10 protein-coding genes are annotated in these 12,091 nt (G+C 65.7%); 7 read left to right on the top strand and 3 right to left on the bottom strand.

The genetic code is table 11. The features are described from left to right. Positions 1 to 79: 79 nt before the first annotated feature. Genes dsbG through dsbD form a run of 3 tightly spaced genes read right to left on the bottom strand, consistent with a single transcriptional unit; the run spans position 80 to position 3,388 of the window. Positions 80 to 838 (bottom strand): thiol:disulfide interchange protein DsbG, encoded by a 759-nt coding sequence (gene dsbG, locus BGP85_RS07405; RefSeq protein WP_103446583.1) that lies wholly within the window; start codon positions 836 to 838, stop codon positions 80 to 82. 1 nt (position 839) lies between these two features. Beyond that, positions 840 to 1,676: a TlpA family protein disulfide reductase gene (locus BGP85_RS07410; protein WP_103446584.1), complete on the bottom strand. Its 837-nt coding sequence runs from the start codon at positions 1,674 to 1,676 to the stop codon at positions 840 to 842. Then, the gene (dsbD, locus tag BGP85_RS07415; RefSeq protein WP_103448221.1) at positions 1,676 to 3,388 is read right to left on the bottom strand and encodes a protein-disulfide reductase DsbD; all 1,713 of its coding nucleotides are present in this window, start codon (positions 3,386 to 3,388) and stop codon (positions 1,676 to 1,678) included. Before dsbD ends, BGP85_RS07410 begins: the two co-directional genes overlap by 1 nt. Before the next feature lie 284 nt (positions 3,389 to 3,672). On the opposite strand from dsbD, the gene BGP85_RS07420 reads away from it, so the two are divergent. The 7 genes from BGP85_RS07420 (at position 3,673) to BGP85_RS07450 (ending at position 12,049) form a co-directional block, all read left to right on the top strand. Next, positions 3,673 to 6,504: a xanthine dehydrogenase family protein molybdopterin-binding subunit gene (locus tag BGP85_RS07420; RefSeq protein WP_103446585.1), complete on the top strand. Its 2,832-nt coding sequence runs from the start codon at positions 3,673 to 3,675 to the stop codon at positions 6,502 to 6,504. Continuing rightward, the gene (locus tag BGP85_RS07425) at positions 6,497 to 7,033 is read left to right on the top strand and encodes a (2Fe-2S)-binding protein (RefSeq protein ID WP_103446586.1); all 537 of its coding nucleotides are present in this window, start codon (positions 6,497 to 6,499) and stop codon (positions 7,031 to 7,033) included. Before BGP85_RS07420 ends, BGP85_RS07425 begins: the two co-directional genes overlap by 8 nt. Before the next feature lie 2 nt (positions 7,034 to 7,035). After that, a complete protein-coding gene (locus BGP85_RS07430) occupies positions 7,036 to 8,247 on the top strand; it encodes a cytochrome c (protein WP_103446587.1) in 1,212 nt (403 codons plus the stop codon). Between the two features lie 3 nt (positions 8,248 to 8,250). After that, the gene (locus tag BGP85_RS07435) at positions 8,251 to 9,222 is read left to right on the top strand and encodes an XdhC family protein (protein WP_103446588.1); all 972 of its coding nucleotides are present in this window, start codon (positions 8,251 to 8,253) and stop codon (positions 9,220 to 9,222) included. After that, complete coding sequence (locus BGP85_RS07440; RefSeq protein WP_103446589.1) at positions 9,219 to 9,785, top strand: nucleotidyltransferase family protein; 567 nt, start codon at positions 9,219 to 9,221, stop codon at positions 9,783 to 9,785. The genes BGP85_RS07435 and BGP85_RS07440 overlap by 4 nt, the downstream gene beginning before the upstream one ends. Positions 9,786 to 10,034: 249 nt before the next feature. Further along, positions 10,035 to 10,730: a response regulator gene (locus BGP85_RS07445; RefSeq protein ID WP_103446590.1), complete on the top strand. Its 696-nt coding sequence runs from the start codon at positions 10,035 to 10,037 to the stop codon at positions 10,728 to 10,730. Beyond that, the gene (locus tag BGP85_RS07450; RefSeq protein WP_103446591.1) at positions 10,727 to 12,049 is read left to right on the top strand and encodes an ATP-binding protein; all 1,323 of its coding nucleotides are present in this window, start codon (positions 10,727 to 10,729) and stop codon (positions 12,047 to 12,049) included. Before BGP85_RS07445 ends, BGP85_RS07450 begins: the two co-directional genes overlap by 4 nt. Positions 12,050 to 12,091: the final 42 nt, after the last annotated feature.

Consider the following 12,091-nt stretch of genomic DNA (forward strand, 5'->3'; position numbering starts at 1 on the left):
TCCGCAAGGCTTGAATTTTGTGGGGTTTCTGTAGGAGCGGGCTTGTCCCGCGAAAGGGCCGGCTCAGGCAATCGAGGTGTCAGCGCTTGCCGAGAATCTTCCCGAGCAATTCGGGCCGAGGTGCGCCTTGCTGGCTCTGCAGATTGCCTTGCTCATCCTGATAGAAGATCGCCGGGGTTGCCTGTAGCCCCATCTCATCCATCAACGCCATGTTCGCCGCCAGCTTCTGCTGCACGGCATCTGGCACCTTGTCCAGCGGCTTCAAGGCACTCGCCTTGCCCGCTTTTTCATGCTCATGCAGCGCCTTGGCCGGGTCCTTGGCGGCCAGCAGGGCTGCCGACTTGCCCGGGCTGTCCTCGCGGATGATGCCGACCATGATATGGCGCAACTGCACCTTGCCCGACTCTACCCAGGGCCGCGCCTGCTCCCAGAACATGTTGCAGTACGGGCAGTTGGGGTCGCTGAACAGGTATACCTTGCGCGGCGCACTGTCCTTGCCGTCGGCGATCCAGGCGGTTTTCTCCATCTTCGCCCAGATTGCCTTGCTCATCGGCGCATACACCAGCTTCTGCAGCGGCTCGGCGCTGAGGTCCTTGCCCTGTTCGTCGAACAGGCTGCCGACCAGCACGTGCTTGCCGTCTGGCGTCAGGTACAGCGCCAGGGCACTGTTCTGGTACTCGGCGGCATAGCCGGTCAGGCCGTTGGGCGCATCGAAGCTGCCCTTGATCTCGGCGCCTTTGGCTTGCAGTTGCTGGATCGCCTTGGGCAGGTCTTCGGCCTGCACCAGCGGGGCGGCCAGCAGGGCCAGGGACAGGGGCAGCAGGGCAGTCAATCGCATGTCAGTTTCCTTGTGCGGCAGGGGCGGGCAGCTTGGCCCGCTCGAAAGGTTCCAGGGCATGACGCAGGCTGGCCCGCGACAGCTCGCCGAGGTGGCTGCCGATCAGGCGGCCGTCGGCGTCGTAGAACAAGGTGGTGGGCAGGGCCATCGAGCCGACCCGCTGGGCCAGCGCGCCGGTGCCGTCGAACAGCACATGGGTCAGGCTCAGCCCGGTGGTAGCGAGGAAGGTCGTGACGTTTTCCGGTGTTTCGCCCTGATTGACGAAGATGAAGGTCACGTGGGGGTATTCCCCCTGGGCCTGTTGCAGCACCGGCATTTCCCGGCGGCAGGGCGGGCACCAGGTGGCCCAGATATTGATCACCAGCGGCTTGCCACGGTAGCTGTGCAGGGCCACCGACTGGCCAGTGGCATTGCGCAGGCTCAATTCGGGCAGTGCGGTGCCCTTGCTGTACAGGTGGCTGCCCAGGCTGGTCAGGCCCCAGAACAGCGCACCGCTGAACAGTGCCCAGCCCAGCGGGCGCCGCAGGCCAGGCTGGCGCCAGCCCTGCCAGAGGGTGGCGAGGACGATGCCGACCAGGCCCGACCAGAGCAGGAAGCCGCCGTCACGGATGTCGATGACTTGCACCAGGTCGTCGCGGTACATCGGCCAGTAGGCCAGCACGAACCCCAGGCGGGCGCACAGCAATCCGACCAGAAACAGGTTGAACAGCGCAGATTCCGGGCTTTCGCCGCCCCGCCGCGCGACCCACCAGCCGACCAGGCAGGCCACGCCGAGGGCGGCGAGCATCAGCAGGTGGTTGAGGGCCATTGTCAGCGGCCCGAGGGTTACCGTCAGCATCAGCCTTGGCTCCGGGTCTGGGTCCAGTGTTGCAGGAACGCGGCGGCATCCACCTCACCAGTGATGCGCCGTGCGCGGCGCTCTTCGCCTTCCGGGCCGAGCCAGATGATGCTCGGCGGGCCGGGTACCTGGTAGCGCTGCAGCAGGGCGCGACTGGCGGCGGAGTCGGCGGTCACGTCCAGGCGCAGCAGGTGCACGCCGGCCAGGCTGGTTTGCACGTCGGGGCGGGTGAACACCTGCTTTTCCATGACCTTGCACGACACGCACCAGTCGGCGTAGTAGTCGACCATCACCCACTGGCCGCGTGCCTTGGCGGCATCCAGTTCGCGTTGCAGGGCTTCGGGGCTGCTGACCGTGACGAAGTGCTCGTCGGCCTTCTGCACGGTAGCGACTGCGGTGCCACCGGCGAACGGTCGCAACGGTTGCCACAGATCGTCGCCCCCCGCAGCAGCGCCGACCAGCAGCAGGCCACCCCACAAGGCGCCCAGCAGCGGGACGGCACGTAGCGCCGGCAAGCGCTGCAACGCCGGCCACATGGCCCAGCCCAGGGCGATCAGCCAGGCACCGCTCAGTGCCAGCAACACGGGGGCGGCGAGCAGGCTGCGCACGGTGTACAGGGCCATGGCCAGGAACACGAAGCCGAACACGCCCTTGACTCGGTTCATCCATGCGCCCGGGCGCGGCAGGTAGCGATTTCCGAGGGTCACCAGCAACAGCAGCGGCACGCCCATGCCCATGCCGAGGCTGAACAGCACCAGCGCACCTTGCAGCACATCGCCGCTTTGCGCGATGAACAGCAGCGCACCGGCCAGTGGCGCGGTCATGCAGGGGCCGAGCAGCAGGCCGGAAAGGGCGCCCAGTAGCGCTGCGCCGTACAGGTTGCCACCACGGGTGCCTTGGCCTGCGCGGTCGAGGCGATCGCGCAGGGCGGCCGGCAGTTGCAGTTCGAAAGCACCGAACATCGGCAGGGCGAGGACGATGAACAAGCCGGCCAGGCTGCCCAGCAGCCAGGGTTGCTGCAGCCATGCCTGCAGGCTGGCCCCCAGCAGTGCCGCGACCACACCCAGGGCCGCATACACCAGCGCCATGCTCAGCACATACACCCCTGCCAGCAGCCAGCCACGCCGGGCACTGGCGCCGTTGCCCAGGACCAGCCCAGCGAGGATCGGCAGCATCGGCAGCGAGCAAGGGGTGAAGGCCAGCAGCAGGCCGAGGCCGAAGAACGCCAGCAGGCTCCAGGCCAGGCTGGCGCTTTGCAGGCCGCTGGCCAGTGCCTGGTCGCTGGCTTGTTCGGCGGCCGGGGTCGCGCTGCCGCCCAGGTCAATGGCGGTGGTCTGCGGCGGGTAGCACAGGCCGGCATCGGCACAGCCCTGCCAGCCCAGGCGCAACTGGCCCTGGGCATTGGCTGGTATCAGCAGTTCGAGCTGGTCGCGGTAGACCGCGCTGTCACCAAAGAACTCGTCATGGTGATTAAGGGCGGGGGGGAGTTGCGGCTGCTGCTCAGCAGTCAAGCCGTCGAATTTCAAGCGCTTCTGGTACAGGTAGTAACCCTGCTTGATCTGGAAATACAGGCGCATCTGGCCATCGGCCTGGCGGTCGTGAGTGAGCACGAACGCCTGGTTGACCGGCAGGAAGTCGGGTTTGGCGTCGAACGGGTTGGCCTGCAACGGGCCAGCCAGGAGAAACGTCAGGAAGAGCAAAAGGATGCGCATGTCTTCGCCTTGGCAATACGGAATGGTGGCCATGCTGGCTGCGATTGATTAACCCAAGGTTAACCGTTCCTGCCGACGCTGTTGCGACGGTGCCGCATGTCGCTCCTCGACACGCCGCGACATATTGTCGGCTTGACTTTGCTTATGCCCATATTCTTGTTGTAAAGTTGACGCACAAGTCAGTTTTTTCCTGGCCCGCGTGACAAGGTTCTCACCCTTCCGAGTCCCCCGCACAAGAATCAAAAAAAGCATGGGCAGAAACTCTTCTGCCCAGAGGATCAAGCATGTCCAACCGTGATATTTCCCGGCGCGCCTTCTTGCAAGGCGGCCTGATCGCTGGTGTCGGCGTGACCATGGCGCCACTCGGCAGCCAGGCGTTCGCCGCCCTGATGGAGGAGCGCGTCACCACCTCGCCGCAAAAGTGGATGAACCATGACGGCAAGGCGCGTTTCCGTAACGACGCGCTGTCCAAGGTCTGTGGCAACAAGGTCTTCGCCCGCGACATCCGCGCCAAGGACATGCCCGGCTGGCCGACCCAGCAAGGCCATGCGCTGCTGCTCAAGGCAACCAAGGTCGACCGCATCTATGCCGGCCATGACCTCAGCCTGCTCGGCGCTGACCTGCAGCCAGACCGTGTCGTCACCGCCGCCGACCTGGCCAAGGATGGCATCGCCTGGCCCGAGGCCCATTCGCCCGACCCGCTGCTGCCGCCCGGCCAGGTGCCGATGTTCATCGGCCACCCGGTGGCGATCCTGATCTGGCACGACTTCGAGCGCTTCCGGCAGGCCAAGCGCAAGCTGCAGTTCAATGACAAGGCGATCCAGTACGGCGCCCAGGCTCCGCTGTACCAGCGTGACCCCTATGGCAGCTTCCGCTTCGTGCGTGTGGGCGGCGCCACGCCGTTCGACGACGATGAATTCTCCAGCCTGAAGAATTCCATGCTGTTCCCGACCATCCTCAATCGCAAACCGGTGTGGTCCAAGCAACCCAACCAGCATGGCGACCTGACCGAGCAGGGCCTGTTCTACGCCAAGCGCATGGGCGAGCAACTGGACAACCCGCCCGAGGACTGGCTGGTGTTCGACGAGCGCTACAAGACGCCGTCGATCGAGCCTGCCGCGCTGGAGCCAGACAACGGCAACGGCTGGTACGACCCGGCGACCGGCACGCTGCACTTCGTGGTCGCGACCCAGTGCCCGTTCGAAGTGGCGCAGGAATGCGTGCACATGATCAAACCGTCGCGCTTCGCCCTGAACACGCTCAACATGCACCCTGGCTACACCGTGGGCTACGGCTCAAAAGACAACAACATCTTCGTCTTCTACGCCGCCGTGGCCGCACTGTATGGCGCCGGTGTGCCGATCCGCCTGGCCAACGACCGCTACGAGCAGTTCCAGAGCGGCATCAAGCGCCATGCCTTCGACATCCGCTATCAGCTGGCCGTGGACAAGAAGGACAACCGCTTCAAGATCTTCCGCGCCGACATGAGCTGCGACGGCGGCGGGCGCATCAACTACAGCCCGTCGGTGGCTGCGGTGGGCGCCACTGCGGCGCAGTCGATCTACTACATGCCGCAGAACGACCTGTCGGTGACTGCCTACTACTCGCGCGGCGTCGAGGCAGGCTCCATGCGCGGTTACGGCACCCTGCAGAGCATGGCCGCCACCGAGATGATGGTGGATGAAATCGCCGGTCGCCTGGGCGTCGATGCCATCGACCTGCGCCGTGCCAACGCACTGAAGTCGGGCATGAAGAACACCCAGGGAGCGGTCCCGGCCGGTGCCCTGCGTTTGTACGAGATCCTCGACAAGGCCGCCGTGCACGACTGGTGGCGCAACCGCGATGCCCGCAAGCAGCAGATGGACGCCAAGGATCCGGACCACTGGTACGGCGTCGGCTTCGCCATCTGCCAGAAGGATTTCGGTACCGGCTCCGAGGCGCCGATGGCCAGCGTCGAGTTCACCGCTGATGGGCGCATCAGCCTGCGCCACATCGGCACCGAACTGGGCACTGGCATGTCCACCTCCCAGGCGCTGGTGGTCAGCGACTTCCTCGGCCGCTCGGCCGACGAGGTGAAGACGGCAGTCACCGAATGGCCGGAGTTGCAGCTGACCACCAGCGGCAACCCTTATCTGATCAGCCAGCCCGAGCAGGACAGCGCGCTGCGCAACCCGCGCTGGGTCGGCAAGCTGGCTTCGCCATCGTCGGCGACCAACTCGGCGTTCTACTTCAGCCACGCCACCCGTGAAGCGGCCCGCGTGCTGTTCAACCATGGCCTGTGGCCGGCGGCGATGGCCATCTGGAGCCAGGGCCCGTACGGCGGCCAAGCCAACCCGCTGGTGGTGCGTCGCGAGAACGCGGTGTGGGTCAACGGCGAGCTTACAGGCAATGGCCTGTCGCCGATCCCGTTCGCCCAGTTGGCACAGAAGGCCCATGAGATGGGGCTGGTCACTGGCGTCAGCGTGCACGGTTTCAACCGCTGGAGCTGGGCCGAGGCCGACTTCGTCATCGACGGCGTGCGCGAGCGCTTCCCGCTCGATGCCGTGGCGGTGAAGTACGGCGACGGCGCGGTCAATGCCAAGAAGGCGCAGATGAGCAGCCATGGCTACCACCTGCTCGACCGGCAGAACGCCGCCTACCCGGATACTCAGCTGAACAATGCCATGGTCACTTACTACAGCCCGGTGGCGACCATCGTCGAGGTCAAGGTCAACAAGGGCACCCACGAGGTTGAGGTGCTCAACCACCACAGCTGGGTCGAGTGTGGCCGTGTACTGGTGCCGGAACTGGTCAAGGGCCAGCTCGAAGGCGGTATCGCCATGGGTATCGGCCATGCACTGACCGAAGAAATGCCGTTGTACGAGGGCGGGCCCGGGGAGGGCGACTGGAACTTCAACCGCTACCGCCTGCCGCACGCACGGGATGTGGCGGTGTGGAAACAGACCAGCGAAATCCTCCCGCCGCTGTCACCGACCGACCCGTCCAAGGGCATCGCCGAAGTGGTGATGATCCCGGTCGTCGGTGCCATCGGCAACGCCGTGGCGCATGCCATTGGCAAGCGCGTGCGCGATCTTCCCATCACCCCAGCCCGTATCAAGGAGGCCCTCAATGGCTAACCGTCCACTGCAACTGACCCTCAACGGTCAACCGGTCGGCCCGGTCGAGGTCCCTGATGACCTGGCGATGATCGACTACCTGCACGAACACCAGAACCTTACAGGTTCGCGCCTGGGCTGCGGCCAGGGCATCTGCCATGCCTGCGTGGTGATCGTCGACAACCCCGACGGCACCAGTGAGGAAGTGCGCACCTGCATCACCGGCGCGCATTACTTCGAGGGCAAGAAGGTCCGCACCATCGAAGGCCATGCCAAGCAGGACGAGGCCGGTGACCTGACGCTGAACCCGATCCAGCAGAAGTTCGTCGACCTGTTCGCCTTCCAGTGCAGCTATTGCGCGCCGGGCTTCGTCAACGCCGCCACGGTGCTGGTGGAAACCGCCCAGCGCCAGCCGCTGAAGAAGAGCGAAGTGGAAGACCGTATTGAAGCCAGCCTCGGCCACCACATCTGCCGCTGCACCGGGTACGTGCGTTACTACGACGCTACCCGCACGGTGCTCAATGACCTTGGCCTGGTCAAGGAGGGTTGAGCATGGGCATCGTTCGTAGCACGCTCGCGCTGGCCCTGGGCCTTGCCGTCGCTTCACTGGCCCAGGCGGCCGATGTGGCGCAGGTCAAGCGCGGTGAATACCTGGCCCGTGCCGCCGACTGCATGGCCTGCCATACGGCCGAAGGCGGTGCCCCGTTCGCCGGTGGCCTGCCGATCCATTCGCCGTTCGGCACCATCTATGGCAGCAACATCACCCCGGACAAGCAGTACGGTATCGGCAACTATACGGCCGACGAATTCTTCGCCGCAGTCACCGAGGGCAAGCGCAAGGATGGCGCCAACCTCTACCCGGCGATGCCGTACACCTCGTACCACCTGATCAAGCGCGAGGATTCCGATGCGATCCTCGCCTACCTGATGACCGTACCGCCGATCAATCGCCCGGCGCCGCAGACGGCGTTGAGCTTCCCGTTCAACGTGCGCCTGGGGCTGACCGGCTGGAACATGCTCTATGGCAAGAGCGTGCAACTGCAGCCGACCGAGGGCAAAAGCCCGGCCTGGCAGCGCGGGCAGTACATGGTCGAGGTCATGGGCCACTGCGGCGAGTGCCACACGCCGCGCAACCCTATCGGTGCGCTGCAGCAGGACCAGCGCCTGAGCGGTGGCTTGCTCGGTGGCTACCTGGCGCCGAGCCTGCTGGCCCAGGACCTGGCCGACCGCGGCTGGACCCAGCCGGACCTGACTACCTTCCTCAAGCACGGTATCAGTGCCCAGGGCAGCATGTTCAACGAAATGTTCCCGGTGGTGCACCACAGCACCCAGCATCTGCAAGACGCCGACCTGGCGGCCATGGCCACCTACCTGCTCGGCGACCAGCCGCCGCCGGCCAAGCAGATCAAGGCCGTTGCCCTGGAGCAGATGAGTGACAGCGCCAAGCGCGGCCATCAGCAGTACCTCAATGTCTGCGCCGGCTGCCATGGTGTCGACGGCAAGGGCAAGCCACACATTGCGGTGGCCATGGACGGCAACACGGTGCTGCGCCAGAGCGACTCGCGCAACCTGGTCAAGGCCATCCGCGACGGCATCCGTGAGCAGCAGTTCACCGGCTTCGAGCGCATGCAGCCGATGCCGGGCTTTGCCGACAAGCTTGACGATCAGCAAGTGACGGACATGGTCAACTACCTGCGCCAGGCCTGGGGTGGATTGCCCGGTGACCTGACCGTACAGCAGCTCGCCGAGCTGAAGGCGGAGTAAACCGTGCAGCATCTCGATCTCCAGGTGATCAGCCAGGCGCTGCAGTGGTCGTGCAATGGCCAGCGGGTGTGGTTGTGCACGGTGCTCGCTACGTACGGCTCGGCGCCGCGTGCGCCGGGCTCGCTGCTGGCGGTCAACGCCAGCGGCCAGTGGCTGGGTTCGCTGTCGGGCGGTTGCGTCGAGGATGATTTCCTCGAACGTGTGGGGCGGGGTGAGTTTCCCGAGCCGATTGCCATCGTGCGCTATGGCGATGGTAGCGACCCGCGTTCGAGCATTCGCCTGCCCTGTGGCGGCGTGCTCGAGGTGCTGGTGGAGAACCTGCCGGCTGACTGTGACGTGCAGGCCCACCTGCGTGAGCTGGAAGGTGCACTGCGCGGGCAGCGCCGGTTGCTGCGCGAGGTGAGCCTGCCGCAAGGTGATCGCCAGCTCAGCGACGACCACCGCCAGGGCCCGCGCGTGGAGCGTGAAAGCGGCCGCGTGCGTTTGCGTGTCGGTGCCGCCCAGCGCCTGCTGCTGGCTGGGTATTCCAGCGTCGCGCATTTCTGTGCCGAGTTCGGTAAAGGCATGGGCTTTGAAGTCATCCTCTGTGACCCGCGTGATGAGGTGCTTGAAGGCGTGGTGCTGGACGGCGTCGAGGTGCGCCGTGAGCTGCCGTCGGAGTTCATCGCCAATGGCGGTTGCCATGCCGACACGGCGGTGGTTGCATTGACCCATGATCCGAAAATCGATGACCTGGCCATGCTTGAAGCGGTGCGGACCGAAGCGTTCTACATTGGCGTGATGGGCTCGAAGGCCACCTCCGACAAGCGTCGCGAACGTTTGCAGCGCATCGGCGGCCTGGGCGACGATGAACTGGCGCGGATTCACGCGCCAATCGGCCTCAACCTGGGCAGCAAGACTCCGGCCGAGATTGCCCTGGCGGTGCTCGCCGATATCCTGCGCCTGCGCAACGGCATCGGGCGGGCGGCGCTGTGAGTGTGGTGGCGCTGGTGCTGGCGGCTGGCAGCAGCGTGCGTTTCGGTGCTGACAAGCGCCGCGCGCTGATGGCGGATGGTCGCAGCTTGCTGGTGCACAGTGTCGAACGTGCCTGCACGGTGTTCGATGACGTGCGGGTAGTGTTGCGTGACGGCGAGCGGGGAGAGGAGCTGGGGTTGCCGTCGGCTTGCCGGGTCATCGGCAGTGCCGATTTCACGCAGGGCTTGGGCCATAGCCTGGCGGCTGGCGCCGCTTCGCTGGTCGACAGCGAGGCACAGGCGGTGGCAATCCTGTTGGGTGACATGCCCTGGGTGGAGCCCGCGACCCTGGGCTTGCTTGCACGCGAGGCCGGTGGGTCGACGATTGTTCTGCCGTGTCATGACGGGCAGCAGGGCCATCCGGTGCTGTTCGGGCGTGATTTTTGGCCAGCGCTTGCGCGGCTGACGGGCGATGAAGGGGCGCGGTCGGTCGTGAGGGCCCATCCGGACCGTTGCGTCAGGCTGGCGGTCGAGGATGCTGGTGTGCTGCGGGATGTCGATACGCCCGATGCACTGCGCCAATGAGCGTCGGTTCTACTCATCTGAGGGCGTTGCCGGCGACGAGCATTGCCATCTGCTCGGTGATGCCAGTTTTGTGCAGTGATATTCACATCATGAAGCGGGCTCGGAAGTTCCTGAGTCAGTTCTAGGAAAAGTCTATTTAGAGGGTTGGGCCAGCTCTTGGCCCATCCCCAATCAACCTGCAAGGGTCCATAATCCCCTCTTAATCCCTCCATAGTGCAATCCCAGCCACACCACTCCGGGAGCCCCACCATGCACGTTCTGCTCTGCGAGGACGACGACCTGATCGCCAGCGGCATCTGCGCCGGCCTCACCGCCCAGGGCCTCACCGTCGACCGTGTGGCCAATGCCGCTAGCGCCCGGGCCCTGCTGCAAGCGGCGCAGTTCGACGTGATGATCCTCGACCTCGGCCTGCCCGACGAAGACGGGCTGAAACTGCTGCGCCGCCTGCGCCAGCAAGGTGTGGACCTGCCCGTGCTGGTGCTCACCGCACGCGATGCGGTCACCGACCGGGTCGATGGCCTGCAGGCCGGCGCCGACGACTACCTGCTCAAACCCTTCGACCTGCGCGAACTGGCGGCGCGCCTGCACACTTTGTTACGCCGGGTGGCGGGGCGGGCGGTCAACGTGATCGAGCATGGCCCGCTGCGCTACGACCCGAGCAGCTGCGAGGCGACCCTGGCCGGCCAGCCGGTCGACCTGTCGCGACGTGAACAGGCGCTGCTCCAGGCATTGCTGCAGAACCCCGGCCGAGTGCTGTCCAGTGAACAGCTGAAGGACTGCGTGTACGGCTTCAGCGACGAAGTCGAGAGCAACGCGCTTAATGTGCATATCCATCACCTGCGGCGAAAGCTTGGCAACAGCATCGTCGAGACCGTGCGTGGCCTGGGTTATCGCCTGGGGCCGGCACAGGCGCCAGAGCAAACCTCCAAGAGAAGCGCATCATGAGCCTGCGGGTACGCCTCAGCCTGATCCTCGGTAGCGCCTTCATCATCATCTGGGCCTTGGCAGCGGCGTGGATGTTGCGCGACCTGCGCCAGCAGATGATGTTCTCCCTCGATCAGCGCCTGGTGGCGTCGGCGCGCATGGTCGCCGGGCTGATCGACCAGCTGCCGCAACCGCTGGCGGCCAAGGGCGAGGACGCGCACTTTTCCGCCGACCAGTTGAGCGTGCCCGACGGCATGGCCTGCCAGGTGAGTTCCCTGCGCGGCGAGATCCTCGCCAGCAACCACAAGCATGACGGCGCCATGGACGACCAGCGCAGCGGCTTCCGTGACCAGACCATCGATGGTGCGTTGTGGCGCACCTTCACCTACAACCACGGTGACGTGCGCATCACCACCGCCGACCGGCACATGGAGCGCGAGGCACTGAACCAGTCGATTCTGCTGGCCGCCTCGGCGCCGGTGCTGATGGCCTTGCTCGGCAGCCTCGGGCTGCTGTGGATCGGCCTGGGCAAAGGCCTGGAACCGCTCAATCGCATGCGCGACTCTCTGCGACGTCGGCGTGCCGACAGTGTCGAGCCGTTGCAGGTGGCCGGCTTGCCCAGCGAGCTGCAACCCTTGCTCGACACCCAGAACCAGTTGTTCCTGCGCATCGCCCAGACCATCGAGCGCGAACGGCGCCTGACCGACGATGCCGCCCACGAACTGCGCAGCCCGCTGACCGCGATCAAGACCCACCTGCAGGTGGCGCGAATGACCGATGGCGCGGTGCGCGAGCAGGCGCTGGAACATGCCGAGCAAGGCACCGACCGCATGCACCGGACCCTGGAACAGCTGCTGATGCTGGCGCGGGTCGAGGGCAGCCTGTCGTTCGAAGACGGTGTGCAGTGCAGCGCCGAGCAGGTTGCCCGCCAGGCGGTGCAGGATGCTGGCGGCGGTGACAATCGGCGCATCGTCCTGCACCTGCCGCAGGAGGCCACGCAGATCTACCTGGGCATGCCTGCGCCGCTGGCGGTAGCGGCCTTGCGCAACCTGCTGGACAACGCCCTGCGCCATGGGGGTGATACCGAGGTGGAGCTGGAAGTGCAGATGGCCGATGGGCAGGTGGGATTCATGGTGCGTGACCATGGGCCGGGCATTGCGGATGGCGATCTGCAGCACCTGACCGAACGTTTCTGGCGCAACGGGCAGAGTGGGGGGTGTGGGCTGGGGTTGGCGATCGTTCAGGCGATCGTGCAGCGCTGTGCCGGCAGCCTCAGGTTCGACAGTCGCCAAGATGGGTTGCGGGTTCTGCTGCAGGTGCCTGCGCGTTCGGCCAGCTGATCTTCAATGCCTGTGCCGGCCCCTTCGCGGGACAGGCTGAGG

This window comes from Pseudomonas putida (assembly GCF_002906855.1).
Lineage (GTDB): Bacteria > Pseudomonadota > Gammaproteobacteria > Pseudomonadales > Pseudomonadaceae > Aquipseudomonas > Aquipseudomonas putida_N.